Origin of the sequence: Algoriphagus aquimarinus (assembly GCF_900112005.1) — a bacterium.
GTDB lineage: Bacteria > Bacteroidota > Bacteroidia > Cytophagales > Cyclobacteriaceae > Algoriphagus > Algoriphagus aquimarinus.
In genome coordinates, this window is sequence record NZ_FOKK01000013.1 from 58,381 (window position 1) to 74,810 (window position 16,430).

General features: G+C 41.4%; 16 protein-coding genes. 11 read left to right on the forward strand and 5 right to left on the reverse strand.

All coding sequences use genetic code 11. The annotated features are described in order from the left end of the window. The first annotated feature begins 35 nt into the window (after positions 1-35). The 4 genes from BM291_RS15865 to BM291_RS15885 all read left to right on the forward strand — a co-directional run bounded on the left by BM291_RS15865 (position 36) and on the right by BM291_RS15885 (position 5,508). Positions 36-1,265, forward strand: a complete 1,230-nt coding sequence (locus BM291_RS15865; RefSeq protein ID WP_092899192.1) for an ammonium transporter — start codon at positions 36-38, stop codon at positions 1,263-1,265. A 370-nt stretch (positions 1,266-1,635) separates the two neighbouring features. Beyond that, entirely contained in the window at positions 1,636-3,084 is a 1,449-nt protein-coding gene (locus BM291_RS15875; RefSeq protein WP_092899196.1) for a BatD family protein, read from the forward strand. Continuing rightward, the gene (aroC, locus tag BM291_RS15880) at positions 3,084-4,169 is read left to right on the forward strand and encodes a chorismate synthase (protein WP_092899198.1); all 1,086 of its coding nucleotides are present in this window, start codon (positions 3,084-3,086) and stop codon (positions 4,167-4,169) included. Before BM291_RS15875 ends, aroC begins: the two co-directional genes overlap by 1 nt. 10 nt (positions 4,170-4,179) lie before the next feature. Further along, positions 4,180-5,508 (forward strand): dicarboxylate/amino acid:cation symporter, encoded by a 1,329-nt coding sequence (locus BM291_RS15885; protein WP_092899200.1) that lies wholly within the window; start codon positions 4,180-4,182, stop codon positions 5,506-5,508. 81 nt (positions 5,509-5,589) lie between these two features. Here BM291_RS15885 and fumC read toward each other — a convergent pair whose 3' ends face one another. The 4 genes from fumC to mazG form a co-directional block, all read right to left on the reverse strand. Further along, positions 5,590-6,990 (reverse strand): class II fumarate hydratase, encoded by a 1,401-nt coding sequence (fumC, locus tag BM291_RS15890; RefSeq protein WP_092899202.1) that lies wholly within the window; start codon positions 6,988-6,990, stop codon positions 5,590-5,592. A gap of 75 nt (positions 6,991-7,065) precedes the next feature. Further along, positions 7,066-7,542: a hypothetical protein gene (locus BM291_RS15895; protein ID WP_092899204.1), complete on the reverse strand. Its 477-nt coding sequence runs from the start codon at positions 7,540-7,542 to the stop codon at positions 7,066-7,068. 15 nt (positions 7,543-7,557) lie between these two features. Next, the gene (locus BM291_RS15900) at positions 7,558-7,935 is read right to left on the reverse strand and encodes a RidA family protein (RefSeq protein WP_092899206.1); all 378 of its coding nucleotides are present in this window, start codon (positions 7,933-7,935) and stop codon (positions 7,558-7,560) included. Between the two features lie 72 nt (positions 7,936-8,007). Further along, positions 8,008-8,808, reverse strand: a complete 801-nt coding sequence (mazG, locus tag BM291_RS15905; protein WP_092899208.1) for a nucleoside triphosphate pyrophosphohydrolase — start codon at positions 8,806-8,808, stop codon at positions 8,008-8,010. Positions 8,809-8,880: 72 nt separating this feature from the next. Between mazG and BM291_RS15910 the strand changes: the two genes are divergently transcribed. The 3 genes from BM291_RS15910 to BM291_RS15920 are packed head-to-tail and all read left to right on the forward strand — an operon-like array spanning position 8,881 to position 11,746. Then, positions 8,881-9,111, forward strand: coding sequence for a hypothetical protein (locus BM291_RS15910; RefSeq protein ID WP_092899210.1), 231 nt, complete (start codon positions 8,881-8,883; stop codon positions 9,109-9,111). A gap of 57 nt (positions 9,112-9,168) precedes the next feature. Further along, positions 9,169-10,563, forward strand: a complete 1,395-nt coding sequence (gene glmM, locus BM291_RS15915) for a phosphoglucosamine mutase (protein WP_092899212.1) — start codon at positions 9,169-9,171, stop codon at positions 10,561-10,563. A gap of 40 nt (positions 10,564-10,603) precedes the next feature. Then, a complete protein-coding gene (locus BM291_RS15920) occupies positions 10,604-11,746 on the forward strand; it encodes a cysteine desulfurase family protein (protein ID WP_092899214.1) in 1,143 nt (380 codons plus the stop codon). Positions 11,747-11,810: 64 nt separating this feature from the next. Here the strand turns inward: BM291_RS15920 and BM291_RS15925 are convergent, their stop codons facing one another. Beyond that, a complete protein-coding gene (locus BM291_RS15925; RefSeq protein WP_092899216.1) occupies positions 11,811-12,554 on the reverse strand; it encodes a hypothetical protein in 744 nt (247 codons plus the stop codon). A gap of 109 nt (positions 12,555-12,663) precedes the next feature. Between BM291_RS15925 and BM291_RS15930 the strand changes: the two genes are divergently transcribed. The 4 genes from BM291_RS15930 (at position 12,664) to BM291_RS15945 (ending at position 16,323) form a co-directional block, all read left to right on the forward strand. Further along, the gene (locus tag BM291_RS15930; protein ID WP_092899218.1) at positions 12,664-12,993 is read left to right on the forward strand and encodes a Rieske (2Fe-2S) protein; all 330 of its coding nucleotides are present in this window, start codon (positions 12,664-12,666) and stop codon (positions 12,991-12,993) included. A 104-nt stretch (positions 12,994-13,097) separates the two neighbouring features. Further along, positions 13,098-14,372 (forward strand): APC family permease, encoded by a 1,275-nt coding sequence (locus BM291_RS15935; protein ID WP_092899220.1) that lies wholly within the window; start codon positions 13,098-13,100, stop codon positions 14,370-14,372. Between the two features lie 197 nt (positions 14,373-14,569). Next, the gene (gene gltX / locus BM291_RS15940; protein WP_092899222.1) at positions 14,570-16,108 is read left to right on the forward strand and encodes a glutamate--tRNA ligase; all 1,539 of its coding nucleotides are present in this window, start codon (positions 14,570-14,572) and stop codon (positions 16,106-16,108) included. Positions 16,109-16,119: 11 nt separating this feature from the next. Beyond that, positions 16,120-16,323, forward strand: a complete 204-nt coding sequence (locus tag BM291_RS15945; protein ID WP_092899224.1) for a hypothetical protein — start codon at positions 16,120-16,122, stop codon at positions 16,321-16,323. Positions 16,324-16,430 lie beyond the last annotated feature (107 nt).

Below are 16,430 nucleotides of genomic sequence, written 5' to 3' on the forward strand. Positions count from 1 at the left end.
TCTTAAACACTTATTCACCGAACCTATTTTACCAAATGCAAGACTTATTTACTGTCAATAATTTATGGATGATGATCGCCACCTCCATGGTTTTCCTCATGCACTTGGGCTTTGCCAGCTTGGAAGCTGGACTTACTCGCTCAAAAAACACGATTAACATCTTGTTCAAAAACACAATCATCCCTGCGATTGGGCTTTTGACTTATGCCTTTGTTGGCTTCAACTTAATGTACCCTGGTGCAGAATATGCAGGTTCCATCTTCGGATTTGCTGGCTTTGGACTTACTCTACCAGAAGGTTGGGATACCAGCAATTACAATGAAGGGTATACCTTTTTTACAGATTTCATCTTCCAAGCAATGTTTGCTGCGACAGCAGCTACAATTGTATCTGGAGCAGTAGCTGAACGAGTGAAACTTGGACCATTTATCTTTTTCTCTATTCTATATGTAGGCATATGCTATCCTATCGTAGGAATGTGGAAATGGGGCGGAGGATTCTTACATACACTTGAAACACCGTTTTACGACTTCGCAGGATCCACGATTGTACACTCTGTTGGCGGTTGGGGCGCTTTGATTGGCGCTGCACTTTTAGGCCCTAGAATTGGGAAATACACCTCCCGAGGTATGACCGCAATTCCTGGTCACAGCATCCCCTTGGCTACCCTTGGTGTGTTCTTATTGTGGTTCGGTTGGTTTGGTTTCAATGGCGGATCAGTACTGAGCGCAGATCCCGGATTGGTTTCAAAAGTATTCGTAACGACATCTATGGCAGCTGCAGCTGGGGCTATCGGTGCTTTGATCGTGTCTTATGCGATGTTTAAGACTTATGATATCACCATGGTATTAAATGGTATTTTGGCAGGTTTAGTCGGTATCACTGCCGGAGCCGATCAGATGGGGGTCAATTCTTCGATCATTATTGGCCTGATAGGCGGTGGCTTAATCGTCCTTGCAGTCGTATTCTTTGACAAAATCAAAGTGGATGATCCCGTAGGAGCGATTTCAGTTCACCTTGTTGGTGGTATCTGGGGCACCTTGGCTGTTGGGATCTTTGGGGATCTGGCTAGTGTGAGTCAGTTTTTCTCTCAGTTGATTGGAGTGGCAGCAGTAGGTGTATTCTGTGTTATTTTTGCAGGAATGCTCTTCTTTGTCATGAAAAAGACGGTTGGAATACGAGTCGATGAAGCTGAAGAAACGGAAGGTCTGGATATCAATGAGCATAGAATGCGTGCATATCCTGATTTTGCGACAAAAGATTAATTACAGAAAACCAACTACCATATTTGAAAAAGCCCCGCTCCAAAAAACTGGTCGGGGCTTCTTTTTTGCTAAAAAGCTGGTTCAAAATATCTATTGAGAATTACATGATGGACCTTACCAAACATTTGATAGCACCAGTCTTTAAAGTCTTGAATCTCTGTGGGTGAAATTAACCTTAGTCCTTTTCTCAGCTCACGTTCAAACAAATACTTGGAAAAGCTGACCTTTTGTAAGATTGTCTTCACATAATCGATCATAGTCTAAAGAGTTTAAGGTTTTAACTGATTTTAAGTTTCAATACGGAGGCATTTCTATAGATGTTGCGTTATTTTAGAAATCAAAGAGTAGAATATTTCCTATTTTCGCAACCATGATTAAAACGCTTGCCCAATTCATTTTCGTATGTGGCCTCTTCCTAATTTCAGGATGGGCTATAGCTCAGGATGTCCAAATTGAGCTTGGACCTGCTGAGATCGGCCTGAATGAAACTTTCACTATCAAAGTAACGCTCAGCAACGAGAAAATCAAATCCTACGATCAGTTTCCAGAGATCCCCAGTTTTCAAAAACAAGGAATATCTCAATCCTCGTCGATGAACCTCATTAATGGGCAGATGAGTAGTTCCAATAGTATTATTCAATACTACAAGCCTAGCCGAAAAGGGGAATTTACTTTGCCTTCTTTTGAGCTTAATATTAATGGACAAGCTTATTCCTCCGTTGGAAAAAAAATCACTGTAGGAGATGCTGCAAGTGCAAACAGTGGAAACAATAATCTATCAGATCCCTTTGCAGATTTCTTTGGACGTTCCGCTGTCGAAGATCCAGAATATGTAGAAATGGATGATGATGCTTTTTTCTCTATTTCAGTGGATAAAGAAGAGGTTTATCAGGGAGAGGGGATTAATATCAGCTTGGCATTTTACATGTCTGAGTCCAATCAAGCTCAATTCAACTTTTACGAGCCTGGCAGACAGTTAGATGATATTCTGAAGAAAATAAAGCCTACAAATGCTTGGGAAGAAAATTTCAACATTAGCAATATTGATCCTGAACAAGTCACGATAAACGGCAAAAGGTGGACAAAATTCAAAGTATATGAAGCTACATTTTTCCCTTTTTCTGAGGGAGAATTAGTAATCCCTAGGATTCCTTGGGAGATGATCAAGTATAAAATCGCTAAAAACCCAACTTTCTTCGGGGCAAATAGACAAGAGGATTTTAAAACCTTCTACTCTAATTCAAAAACGATAAAAGTTAAACCACTACCTCCACATCCATTGAAAAATGAAGTCAGTGTAGGACAGTTTCAAATAAGAGAAAATATTAAAAACATTGAAGTAGAAACAGGTCAAGGTTTTGATTATAACTTCGGCATCAGTGGAGTGGGAAATATCAACGCGGTTTCGGCTCCCAAAAGACTTCCTATCGCCAATTTGAACACCTATGATCCAAATGTGCGTCAGCAGATTAACAGAGGCTATGGTAGAGTCTCCGGAATTAAGGAATTCAATTATTACATTACGATCAACGAGGCAGGAGAAGTAGATCTTGGGAAGAATTTTGAATGGGTTTATTTTGACCCAGAGCGCGCAGTCTATGATACGCTGCGACCTCAGGCCAAAATTACTGTGGTAGGAGAAAGTAAAGTCAATCAGGCGATTTCCAGCCAGCGATTAGGCGGGCTTTATGATCGAATTTCCACCGAAGACAACAGGTTTTTAAACGAGAAATATAAATACTATTTTACAGTCTCAATCAACGTGTTGTTGCTCCTAGCAGTGGCATTACTGGCTGTATTGATAATAAGAAAGAGATAATGGGCAATTCATTTGGGAAGCTATTCAAGATCACCACTTTTGGTGAATCACATGGGCTAGCTTTAGGGGTAATCATCGAAGGATGCCCAGCAGGACTGAAAATAGACGAGGCTAAACTAATCGCAGAGATGCAGCGAAGGAAGCCAGGTCAGTCCAAAATTACCACGCAGCGTAAGGAGGAAGATGAATTTGAGATCAAATCCGGAGTTTTTGAAGGAGTGACCACAGGTACTCCTATCGGAATTGTGATCAATAATTCTGATCAAAAGAGTAAAGATTACTCTCACATTTCAGACAAATTTCGCCCTTCCCATGCAGATTTCACCTACTTCGAAAAGTATGGGTTAAGAGATTATCGTGGAGGAGGAAGAAGCTCTGCAAGAGAAACAGCCGCTCGTGTTGTAGCTGGAGCTATTGCCAAACAGCTTTTGGAAACAAAAGGAATTAGCATCCAGGCATACGTTTCCCAGGTTGGTGATTTGAAATTGGAGAAATATCATGCTGACTTAGATCTGAGCCAGGCTGAAGAGAACATTGTGAGATGTCCTGACCCAGCAATGGCTGAGGAGATGATCGAATTAATCGATTCGGTTCGTAAAGATCGGGATACAATCGGCGGCGTAGTTAGTTGCGTGATCAAAAACACACCAGTAGGTATCGGTGAACCAGTATTCGATAGATTGCATGCGGAGCTTGGTAAAGCCATGCTTAGCATCAACGCTGTCAAAGGATTTGAATATGGAAGTGGCTTCGAAGGAGTAAAAATGCGTGGATCTTCCCATAATGACACCTTTGTTCAGGACGGAGATAAAGTGCGTACGTTGACCAATCATTCTGGCGGGATCCAAGGTGGCATATCCAACGGAGAAGATATTTATTTCAATGTGGCTTTTAAACCTGTCGCGACCATCATGACCGATCAAGAGTCAGTGAATGAAGCTGGTGAAGCTGTGGTAGTTTCAGGAAAAGGACGTCATGATCCTTGCGTAGTACCAAGAGCTGTACCGATTGTGGAAGCAATGGCCGCTTTGGTCATAGCTGATTATATTTTGTTGTCAAAAAGCAATAAACTGCAAGACTTCTAACCCAAATATGATGTTTAAAAAGATACCCTTACATACCCAAATTATCATCGGACTTGTTCTGGGGTTGATTTTTGGCTTAGTGGTCATCAAAACGGCCATACCGAATTCCTTTACGATTGATTACATCAAGCCGATTGGGACGATATTTATAAATTCTCTGAAAATGATCGCTGTGCCTTTAGTCTTGGCATCGTTGATTGTTGGGGTATCTAATCTTGGAGATGTCTCCAAATTGAGTCGCATCGGAGGAAAAACAATAGGAACCTATTTGATTACAACTGTAATAGCTGTGACAATAGGATTGATCCTTGTCAATGTCTTCCAACCAGGCAAAAGCTTGCCTCCAGAAACAAGGGAGAGTTTGATGAGTTTATACGAAGGTGACGCAGGATCGCGAGTAGGACAGGCAGCTGAATTGCAGAAGCAAAGCCCTTTGCAGCCTTTGGTCGATATTGTTCCAGATAACGTTTTCCAAGCGACTACTAATAATGCGGCGATGCTGCAGGTAGTATTCTTCGCTATTTTAGTAGGAATTGCTCTACTACAAGTACAAAAAAGTAAGGCTGACCCTGTGATTGCGTTTTTCGACGGGATGAATGAAGTCATTATTCAAATAGTGAATTACATCATGATGATCGCTCCTTATGGAGTATTCGCATTGATGGCTTCCTTGATTGTGGAGATTGCTGGAGACAATCCCGATTCCGCTGTTCAGCTATTGATGGCCTTATTGAAATATAGTTTGGTCGTTTTAGGCGGTCTATTCACTATGATATTGGTCGTTTATCCATTGATTTTGATGGCTTTCACCAAGGTGAAATACAAAGACTTTTTCAAAGCAATCAGACCAGCTCAATTACTGGCTTTCTCTACGAGCTCAAGCTCTGCAACTCTTCCAGTGACGATGAAGCAGGTAGAAGAAGAATTGGGTGTTTCTGAAGAGATATCTAGCTTCGTGCTACCATTAGGAGCAACTGTCAATATGGATGGGACTAGCCTCTACCAAGGTGTTGCAGCAGTATTCATCGCGCAAGCATTGGGAATGGAATTGAGTTTAACCCAGCAGTTGATGATTGTGCTAACGGCAACATTAGCTTCCATCGGTTCAGCCGGAGTTCCAGGCGCTGGGCTGATTATGTTGATTATCGTATTGGAGTCAATCGGTGTTCCTGCTGCAGGTATCGCATTGATTATTGCTCCAGATAGAATCTTGGATATGTTCCGAACAGTGGTGAACGTCACTGGTGACGCTACGGTCTGTACGATTGTAGCGAGTACAGAAGGGGAATTGCCCGATGGATTGATACGAAAGTCAAATCCTCTGACGCCAAATGACTAAGAATCGAATTTTGGTGCTTCATAAAAAATGGTTCCGTCATCTCTGACGGAACCATTTTTTATTTTAAATCGAAGTTAACTATTACTTCAAGCCTCCAGTCATTTCTTCAGGTTTTACCCACTCAGTGAATTGCTCAGAAGTAAGCAAGCCAAGTGCGATTGCCGCTTCTCTTAGGCTAGTACCTTCTTTATGTGCTTTCTTGGCAATTGCAGCAGCATTTTCATAACCGATATGTGGATTCAAAGCTGTCACCAGCATCAATGAATTCTCCAAATGTCTCTGGATCATCGCCGTGTTTGGCTCAATTCCTACTGCACAATGGTCATTGAATGACACACATGCATCACCGATCAAGCGAGCTGAAGTAAGAAAGTTAGCAGCTATCAAAGGCTTGAATACGTTCAATTCAAAATGACCATTTGATCCACCGATTGAAATAGCTACGTCATTTCCCATCACCTGAGCAGCGACCATAGTCAGTGCTTCCACTTGAGTTGGATTGACTTTACCTGGCATGATGGAAGATCCTGGCTCATTTTCAGGAATCAAAATCTCACCGATTCCAGACCTTGGGCCTGAGGAAAGCATTCTCACATCATTGGCGATTTTCATCAAGGAAACAGCCAATTGCTTCAACGCTCCGTGAGTTTCTACCATCGCATCGTGAGCAGCTAGTGCTTCAAATTTATTCTCAGCAGTGATAAATGGCTGTCCAGAAAGCTCAGCAATCTTCTTTGCAACAAGCTCAGAATATCCTTTTGGAGTATTCAGACCAGTTCCTACAGCAGTACCACCTAGCGCTAATTCTGAAAGATGCGACAAGGTGTTTTTCAAAGCCTTTAAGCCATGATTAAGCTGAGCTACATATCCACTAAACTCTTGACCCAGAGTAAGCGGAGTCGCATCCATAAAGTGAGTACGGCCGATTTTCACCACGTCCTTAAAAGCTTCCACTTTCTCAGCCAAAGTATCTCTGAGTTTTTCCACACCTGGAATAGTAGTCTCCATCACCATTTTGTATGCTGCTATGTGCATAGCCGTAGGATATGTGTCATTTGATGACTGAGACTTATTCACATCGTCATTTGGGTGGATTTTCTTTTTGGCATCTTCCAAAGAACCACCAAGAAGTACATGCGCACGGTAAGCAATTACCTCATTAGAATTCATATTAGATTGAGTACCAGAACCAGTTTGCCAGATAACCAGAGGAAACTGATCGTCATGCTGACCTGCCAAGATCTCATCACATACTTTACCAATGATATCAGCTTTATCCTGATCCAAAACACCCAGTTCAGCATTGGTCTGTGCTGCGGCTTTTTTCAAAATCGCGAATGCGTGCGTGATTTCAACCGGCATGCGGTTTTTCTCGCCACCTATTTTGAAATTGTTAATAGATCTTTGGGTCTGTGCGCCCCAGTATTTGTCAGCAGGCACCTCTACAGGTCCCATGGTGTCTTTTTCTATGCGGATGCTCATATGATATGTTTTATTGAATCTTTTTTACGGCGCTAAATTACGCCCAAAAGCCATTTTTCCCTAAAAAACGAAGCCTTAATCCTTCATTTGGAAATTGATCAACTGGTGAAAAACTTTACGTGAAGCTTTCACCTGCCTATTGAAGAAATACATGGCTACTACATAATTGGCTAGGCCTAATACAAAACAAATAGTGGCATAGCCGTAATTAGGGATCAGAAATGAATAGAAAGCTGTAAAAGCGAGCAAAATGATAGACCAAAATGCTATGAAAAAAAGTGCTCCGGGGAATAAGCGGTAATTGATGAATAAGATACATCCTCGATGAGTTGCTTCAATTTCCCCCAATATCAAAGGGAGGAATGTATCCGCTTTGTCTACCACTTTCGAAATCCTGAATCCTTTCTGCCCAACTAAACCATTGAAGACTATATCTCCTCTGACTTGTGTCCTTTGATCTAAGAAATTAACCTCTCTTGTCACACGATTCAAGTGACTTAGCACTTCTTCTTTGGAAAGAGCGCTAACTAAGGTTTCGCTATCGTAGGGCAAAAGGTTCAAAATTGATTATTTAACGGCGATGCAGGAGATTTCTACATTTACATTTTTAGGAAGCTTACTTACTTCTACTGTTTCTCTAGCGGGAGGGTTCGATTTGAAGTACTGACCATACGCCTCATTAATCGTAGCAAATTCATCCATGCTTTTGATGAAAATACTGCATTTGACGATATCGCTGAACGTGAAATCAGCTGCTCTAAGAACGGCCTCCAGGTTTTTCATGACCGCATGAGTTTCCTCGGTGATATTCTCATTTATCAATTCGCCGGTCTCAGCATCCAGTGCAATTTGACCCGAAACATAAAGCGTATTTCCTGCCAAAACAGCCTGAGAATATGGCCCAATTGGTGCTGGAGCTTCTTTTGTAAAGATGATTTTGTTCATTCGATTTTTATTTATCTTGCTTTCACGTCCTGATTTTACTTTTCACTTTTTACTTCTTACCACTTATAAATTTTACTTTGATTTCGCTTCATTCCAATACACATCCATTTCAGCCAAGGTCATATCGCTCAGGTTTTTTCCAGAGGTCCTCGCTGCTTCCTCCAAATACTGAAATCGCTTTATAAATTTCTTATTAGTTCGTTCCAAAGCTTCCTCAGGATTAATATCTATAAAGCGCGCATAATTAATTAGGGAAAACATTAAATCCCCAAATTCCCCACTGGCTTTTTCGGGATCGATTTCCTTTTCATCCGCTACGTTGAATTCTTCTTTGAATTCCTGCATTTCCTCTTCTACTTTCTCCCAGACTTGGGTTTTTTCTTCCCAATCAAAACCAACTCCACGAGCTTTTTCCTGAATCCGCATTGCTTTGATCAAGGCAGGTAGTGACTTTGGAACACCACCGAGCACAGATTTATTTCCTTTCTCGGTGAGTTTTATTTTTTCCCAATTTTGCTTCACCGCTTCTTCGTCCTCAGCGACCGTATCGCTATAGATATGTGGATGACGACGGATTAATTTTTCGCAGAGCGAATCGATCATCGTTTTCATATCAAAGTTGCCTTCTTCTGATCCGATTCGTGCGTAAAACACAATATGGAGAAGTATATCGCCTAATTCCTTTTTGATTTCTTCTGCATCACCTTCGAGAATTGCGTCCGAAAGCTCAAAAGTTTCCTCAATAGTCAAATGTCTGAGACTTTCTGTCGTTTGTTTTTTGTCCCAAGGACATTGCTCCCTGAGTTCATCCATTATTGTCAACAATCTATCAAAAGCTGCCAATTTCTCGGCTCGGGTACTCAAATTTGTCATGGGGGAGGAAACTATGCTAGGATTGTGAACGTTTTCAAAGTAAAGCCTTAAATTTGCGCAAATTTATCCGTTATGACAACCGTATTTCTTACACTTGGTTTTGTTGCTCTATTCTTCATTTTGATGTCGGTAAGGCTTCTATTCCTCAAAAACGGCGAATTCAAGGGCACTTGTGCTTCACAAAGTCCCTTCTTAAATAAAGAAGGCGCTACCTGTGGGTTTTGTGGAAAGACCATGGACGGCGAAGCCGAATGTGGAAACCCTGACAACGAAGTTGACAAAGTCCTCGCTAAATTCAAGTAATAGTATTCCTATCATTCGACTGGAATTATCTGTTTTTCACCTAATTATTAATTTTAAGTGTCGCTAATAAAATCAATCTCTGGAATCAGAGGTACCATCGGCGGTAAGGCCGGCGATGGATTAACTCCCATTGATATTGTCAAGTTTGCTTCGGCTTACGGAGCTTGGGTACTAGAGCAAACAAACAATCCTAAAGTAATCATTGGTAGAGATGCTCGTATCTCGGGTGAAATGGTCTCTGGATTGGTATCCGCTACGCTGCAAGGCATGGGAATCCATGTGATCGACCTAGGCTTGAGTACTACTCCTACTGTAGAATTTGCTGTTCCTTTGGAAAAAGCTGGAGGTGGAATTATCCTTACGGCAAGTCACAATCCAATTCAATGGAATGCTCTAAAACTCTTAAATGCAAAAGGTGAATTTATATCTGATGCTGAGGGAAAGGACATATTAGAGAAGGCTGAGAATGAGGACTTTTCTTTCGCAGAAGTCAAAAAGCTGGGCAGTTACACTCAAATAAATGACTACATCGAACGCCATATTCAGCATGTGTTGAATTTGGAATTGGTAGATGTTGAAGCGATTAAAGCCAGAAACTTCAAAGTTGTTGTGGATGGAGTAAATTCCACAGGCGGAATTGCAGTACCTATGCTTTTAAGAGCTTTAGGAGTAACTGAAATTGAAGAAATGTACTGTACTCCTGATGGTCATTTCCCTCACAATCCTGAGCCCCTTCCAGAAAATCTAAGAGATATTTCTCAGAAATTAGAGAAAGGAAATTACGATTTAGGAATCGTGGTAGATCCTGATGTGGATCGTTTGGCTTTCATCAATGAAGATGGATCCACTTTCGGCGAAGAATATACCTTGGTTGCTGTAGCAGATTATGTGCTTTCGAAGACTCCAGGAAATACTGTTTCAAACCTAAGCTCTACTCGTGCACTTCGCGATGTGACGGAAAAAAGAGCGGGAGTATATACCGCTTCAGCTGTGGGAGAGGTCAATGTAGTCAATCAGATGAAAGCTGTGGATGCAGTAATCGGTGGTGAGGGTAACGGCGGAATTATTTACCCAGCTTCTCATTACGGCCGTGATGCTTTGGTGGGAATAGGGTTGTTTTTGACACATCTAGCCAACTACGGTAAAAGCATCTCCAGATTAAGAGCGACTTATCCTAGCTACCATATTTCAAAAAATAAAATAGAACTCACTCCTGAGATTGACGTGGATAATATTTTGCTTGAAATCAAAAACAAGTATAAAAGTCACCCAATCAACGATATAGACGGTGTAAAAATCGAATTTGAAAAGGAATGGGTACATTTACGCAAGTCAAATACGGAGCCGATTATACGGATTTACTCCGAATCTGAGTCAGAAGCTACAGCTGAGCATCTAGCCAAAAAACTAATGCAAGACATCAAAGAAGTGGTAAACGCTTCGATGATTTAAGCCTTAGGCTGAAAGAATATACAACCCAATAAAGAGTGCCATGAAAGTTTATTTAGATAACGCCGCCACTACCGCCATGGACGATCGTGTGATCGATGCCATGATTCCATTTATGAGAAATCATTACGGCAACCCTTCGTCTGTCCACAGTTTCGGCAGGGAAGTACGAACGGCAATTGAGAGATCACGGAAGAAGGTGGCTGAGTTGATAAATGCTACCCCAGCAGAAATTTTCTTCACCTCAGGTGGAACCGAAGCAGATAACACTGCGATAGTTTGTGGAATCGAAAGTCATGGAATCACTCATGCGATCACTTCCCCACTAGAACATCATGCTGTGCTACACACGCTAGAAATGTGTGCAAAAAAAGGGCATATCAAACTTAGCATTCTCGATGTGAATGAAAAAGGTGAATTGGATATGAATCAGTTGGAGGAATTACTGAAAGCTAATCCAAAAAGCCTAGTGTCTCTGATGCATGCAAACAATGAGATCGGAAACTTGAATGATCTAAATCACATCGGAGCTCTTGCAAAAGAATACGGAGCATTTTTCCATTCTGATACTGTCCAAACCATGGGGCATTATATTCATGACATGAAATCCCTTCCTGTGGATGCCATAGTCGCTGGTGGACATAAATTTCACGGCCCGAAAGGTTCTGGGTTTCTATATGTGAAAAAGGATAAGAAAATCCACCCATTGATTCACGGCGGAGCGCAGGAAAGAAATATGCGTGGTGGTACAGAGAATGTTATAGGGATTATCGGCATTGCGAAAGCTTTGGAAATCGCCTATGAAGACATGGCTGAGCATCAAACTCATGTAGAAGCAATCAAAAAGCATTTTTTCCAAAGTCTTACTCAGGAGATCCCAGGTGTAGGATTTAATGGACTTTCTGCTGATATGGATAAAAGTCTTTACACTGTTTTGAGTGTGAGCTTACCTCCTTCTGAAGCAAATAGTGGCATGTTGCTTTTCAATCTTGACTTAGAAGGCGTATCAGCCTCTGGAGGATCAGCTTGCAGTTCTGGAGCTACAGTTGGTTCCCACGTGCTAAGAGCAATCAATCATACGCCAGAGCGAGACGCAGTAAGATTCTCATTTAGCCGATTTAATACAATAGAAGAAGTTGATTATACAGTCGGGAAATTGAAAGATTTATACGCTGTAGAAGCATAAGAAATAGGAAAGGAGCTCAAAAGGCTCCTTTTTTTTTGTTTTCAAGTTTTTCACTTTACCCTTCTTACTTTCCTTTATACCCAATCGCATAAGGAGTCCAAATCTCATAGATCGGATCGCCTTTGGAGCTTAGTCCAGTGTGATGCCATTCTCCATCGATCACCTCATACTTGAAATCTAGGCTAGCTCCTACTCGGCTATCATCACGAGAGAAGAAGGTGATGTTTTCGATGTATTTCCCATCTTTAGCAGTGTAAGTTCCTCCTCCAGTTCCAGAGAATTCTTTTGTCTCTGAGTTAAAAGCAATCCATTGAAATCTACCACCACTGAGGATTTTTACCGTTCTCCGAGCTCCGGGTGTCGATCTGGAAATTTCACCATCTCTTTTTCTACCAGTAATAACCCAGTTTCTAGTTAGGTCATCTTTCTCGTCAGATACTTTTTCCCAAATTTCCACGAGCATTTTCCCATTGATTTCTGAGGAAATTACCATTTTGTCGTTTACCCAGTCTAAGTTGTACTTGTTGGAAGTGCCTACTTGGAAAGGATCCAACGTAAAGAAATCTAAGGTTTCCATATATTTCCCATCATCATAAGAAAATGGGCCACCACCTGCACTTATAAAGTGGTTGTCAGCTACTTGCTTAGCTCCAAAAGCGAAATAATCATCTTGATATATTTTGATGTATTCGATGTCTTTCACTTCTTGTCCATCTTGGTGCGTCAGTTTCCACGCTCCGTCTAAGCTTTGAGCATCGACCAAACTGAAGAAGAATAGGGCTACAAAAAAAAGAAGTGTTGCTTTCATGGTGTTGAGGAGTTAATTCACCTATTAAATTGAGCAAGATTCGGCAGAAAACCAATGGTTTCTTTATGTTACGGCTTGATATCCTTTTAAATAGATAAGATTTTCTAAGATGAAAACATTTACACTAGGTAATTCGAACAGCCAAGTTTTGGAAATGATTTATGAGAAGGCAATCCATAAAATCAACTTAGATGACAAAACAATAGCTTTGGTACGCTCCGGTGAACTATTCCATGCCTTCCAAGCCAACTGTCCACATCGCGGCACATCCTTGTTTGAGGGATCACTTACTAAGGAAGGAGAAATCATTTGTCCACTGCATGAATACAGGTTTGATATGAAGACAGGTGAAGTGAAAATAGGTTCATGTGGGAATTTGGAAATTTATCGCACTGAGCTAACCGAAAATGGACTAAAAATCTACATTTCTGCTAAATAATTCCATCCTACCGATGATCAACTTTTAGACTTGAAAATTGAATTTCCACATCTACAATTGATTTTTCTCCATACTTTAAGACTTCATTCATCCAAATCCATCAAATGTTAAAGCGAGGGATCCGAAAATGGGATCTGGTTTTTCTGATTATTAACTCTGTGATTGGAGCAGGGATTTTTGGGCTTCCTGCTAAAGCTTTCGCCCTGTCAGGTCCCTATTCCTTACTTGCTTTTGGAGTTTGTGCAGTGGTAATGCTGGTTCTTATCTTGGTTTTTATGGAAGTAAGTTCACGCTTTGATAAAACTGGTGGGCCGTACCTCTATATAAAGGAAGCTTTTGGTGCCATTCCAGCCTTTGCTGTAGGATGGATTTTGATGCTCACAAGACTTTTTAGCTATGCTACGCTGATCAACCTGCTGGTGATTTACATGGCATTTTTCTCTCCAATCTTCCAGGAGGAATGGATGAGGATTTTGATGATTGTAGGGATCACAGGAGTTTTGACAGGCATCAACTTGCTTGGAATCAAAGACTCAACCAAAACCACAAACATTCTAACTATATCGAAATTGGTGCCTTTGACACTATTTATAGTGATAGGCCTTTTCTTTCTAAATCAGGAAGCATTTGACTTCAGTGCTCCGCCACCCATGCCTGAGTTTGCAAATACGGCTCTACTGTTGATTTTTGCTTTTGGTGGATTTGAAGCAGGTTTGGTGATTTCTGGCGAGGTGGAAAATCCTCGCAAAAACCTTCCTTTTGCCCTGATGACAGGAGCGCTTATAATTACGGTTTTCTATGTGCTGATTCAAGTGGTAGCCATCGGAACTCTCCCTGATTTGGCTACATCTGACAAGCCACTTGCTGACGCTGCAACTCGCGTGATGGGTTATGGAGGTGGATTATTCATTACAATAGGTGCAATTGTATCCATCCTAGGAACGCTGAATGTACAGATTCTAAGCGGGTCAAGGTTGCCTTTTGCACTCAGTGAATCACAGCAATTCCCAAAGATATTTTCCTTCATTCATCCTCGATTCCGCACGCCTACGGTGGCGGTTTTATTCTTCGCAGTATTAATTATTATCGTTGCCACGGTATGGGACTTTATGGGTTCCTTGGCAATCTCAGTCATCGCCCGGTTACTGATTTACCTATTGGTTTGTGGATCGCTGATTCGCTTGCGAAAAAGCCAGCCAAACGCCGATTATTATAAAGTAAAGTTCGGAATACCACTCGCCATCGCAGGAATTGCCGCAACCATCTGGCTACTCAGTAGCACACAACTAGAAGAAATCACCGACATGGCACTTTGGACTGCCCTGGGTTTTGTGATCTATGGTGCGCATAAAATTTTCTCCAGAAAATTAGAACAGTAGTAAATCAGAAACACGCTCGTTTATTCTTACGCTTTTATGTCTTCCTTATCATTTCAGTTTTTTAAAGAAGTGTTCTACTTCCTTACTTTCTATTAGAAATCCCACCATACGGGAACAATTCCCTATCTTTGCCCCCTGATAAAAAAATCAACCCATGCCCAAAAATCGATGATTCAAAGGCATAGACATAGAAATCCATGAGTAAAGAAGTTCGCGTAAGATTCGCTCCATCACCTACGGGGCCATTGCATATCGGCGGCGTAAGAACCGCACTATATAATTACCTTTTTGCCAAAAAAATGGGTGGCAAGTTCCTCCTCAGAATAGAGGATACTGATCAAACTCGTTTTGTACCAGGTGCTGAAGAGTACATTCAGGAGTCTTTGGCTTGGCTGGGAATATCTCCTGACGAAAGTCCATGGAATCCTGGTGACTGTGGTCCTTATCGCCAGTCTGAGCGAAAGCCTAGTTACATGCAATATGCACTTGACTTGGTTGAAGCTGGACATGCTTACTATGCTTTTGATACCTCAGAGGAGTTAGAAGCCATGCGTGAGCGATTGGAAGCTGCGCGAGTGGTTCAACCTCAATACAATAACATCACCCGAACGCAGATGAAGAATTCATTGACGCTTTCGGAGGATGAAGTAAAGGCAAAACTAGCTGCTGGAGAACCTTATGTGATTCGTGTGAAAATCCCTCGCAATGAGGAAGTTCGCCTAAATGATATGATCCGCGGCTGGGTGATGGTACATACCTCCACACTGGATGATAAAGTGTTGATGAAATCTGACGGGATGCCTACTTACCACTTGGCGAATATCGTGGATGATCATCTTATGAATATCACACATGTTATTCGTGGAGAAGAATGGCTTCCATCTGCTCCTTTGCACGTATTGCTATACAAGTATTTTGGCTGGGAAGATACCATGCCTGAATTTGCTCACTTACCGTTGCTTCTGAAGCCTGACGGAAATGGAAAACTTTCCAAGCGTGATGGTGATAAGCTAGGGTTCCCTGTTTTCCCTATCAACTGGGAAAATAAAGAGAATGGCGAAACTGCTGCAGGGTTCCGTGAGCAAGGATATTTGCCTGATGCATTCTTGAATTTCTTGTCATTCCTTGGCTGGAATCCGGGTGATGAGCGTGAGATTTTTTCTTTGGAAGAATTGATCAAAGCTTTCTCCGTGGAAAGAATCGGCAAGTCAGGTACCAAGTTCGACATTGCGAAAGCTAAATGGTATAACGAGCAATACCTACGAGCCAAGTCTAATCCAGAATTAGCTGAGTATGTAATCTCTGGTGCTTCCGCAGATGGAATCACTATCCTACCAGAAACCGCCGAAGCCATTGTTTCTCTTACAAAAGAGCGTGTGACTTTCCCAGCAGATCTATGGCAAGAATGTAAATTCGTAGTGACATCCCCTGCTGAATTCGATGAAGCTATCGCAAGTAAAAGATGGAATGCCGATGCTGTTACTGTTTTAACAGCTTATGCAGAGTTATTAGAAGGATATACTGGAGCATATGATGCTGAAAAGGCAAAAGCTATGCTGGGTGAAACCGCTGAAGCAAAAGAAATAAAATTAGGAAAAGTGATGCAGGCTGTGCGACTTGCCATTACTGGAGTAGGTGTTGGCCCTGATTTGATGGAGATTTTTGCTATTTTAGGGACTGAAGAAGTGGCCAAGCGTATCAGATTTGCGTTAGCTTCTCTAGAAGTAATCGGCTAAAAACGTAAGCTATGACTAAGAAGAAAAAGAAAAACGAAGACCCGAAGGTTCATGAAGACTTGAACGGCTTCAAAATGGACATTAATTCCTTTGGTGAGATTTCTTCTTCCTTTTCTATTGATAAAATCAACGAGTTTCTCAATAAGAATGTAGAGGATAAGAAGTTAAAAGATCGGGATGATTTGAAATCTGATGAAAAAGAGAAGAAATCCTAAATTCATTAGTTCTGAATAATTACTAGAAGAGCTCCCAAAGTGGAGCTCTTTTTCTTTGATTGCCTTTTAGTAGTATACATCTCTGACCAAAGTATACTAGCTTATAA

Coding starts and splice junctions, on each gene's coding strand:
- fumC (WP_092899202.1), bottom strand. CDS start 6,990: ATGAGCATCCGCATAGAAAAAGACACCATGGGACCTGTAGAGGTGCCT.
- BM291_RS15910 (WP_092899210.1), top strand. CDS start 8,881: ATGACAACCGTATTTCTTACACTTGGTTTTGTTGCTCTATTCTTCATT.
- BM291_RS15920 (WP_092899214.1), top strand. CDS start 10,604: ATGAAAGTTTATTTAGATAACGCCGCCACTACCGCCATGGACGATCGT.
- BM291_RS15945 (WP_092899224.1), top strand. CDS start 16,120: ATGACTAAGAAGAAAAAGAAAAACGAAGACCCGAAGGTTCATGAAGAC.
- BM291_RS15900 (WP_092899206.1), bottom strand. CDS start 7,935: ATGAACAAAATCATCTTTACAAAAGAAGCTCCAGCACCAATTGGGCCA.
- mazG (WP_092899208.1), bottom strand. CDS start 8,808: ATGACAAATTTGAGTACCCGAGCCGAGAAATTGGCAGCTTTTGATAGA.
- BM291_RS15875 (WP_092899196.1), top strand. CDS start 1,636: ATGATTAAAACGCTTGCCCAATTCATTTTCGTATGTGGCCTCTTCCTA.
- aroC (WP_092899198.1), top strand. CDS start 3,084: ATGGGCAATTCATTTGGGAAGCTATTCAAGATCACCACTTTTGGTGAA.
- BM291_RS15885 (WP_092899200.1), top strand. CDS start 4,180: ATGTTTAAAAAGATACCCTTACATACCCAAATTATCATCGGACTTGTT.
- BM291_RS15935 (WP_092899220.1), top strand. CDS start 13,098: ATGTTAAAGCGAGGGATCCGAAAATGGGATCTGGTTTTTCTGATTATT.
- BM291_RS15925 (WP_092899216.1), bottom strand. CDS start 12,554: ATGAAAGCAACACTTCTTTTTTTTGTAGCCCTATTCTTCTTCAGTTTG.
- BM291_RS15930 (WP_092899218.1), top strand. CDS start 12,664: ATGAAAACATTTACACTAGGTAATTCGAACAGCCAAGTTTTGGAAATG.
- BM291_RS15865 (WP_092899192.1), top strand. CDS start 36: ATGCAAGACTTATTTACTGTCAATAATTTATGGATGATGATCGCCACC.
- gltX (WP_092899222.1), top strand. CDS start 14,570: ATGAGTAAAGAAGTTCGCGTAAGATTCGCTCCATCACCTACGGGGCCA.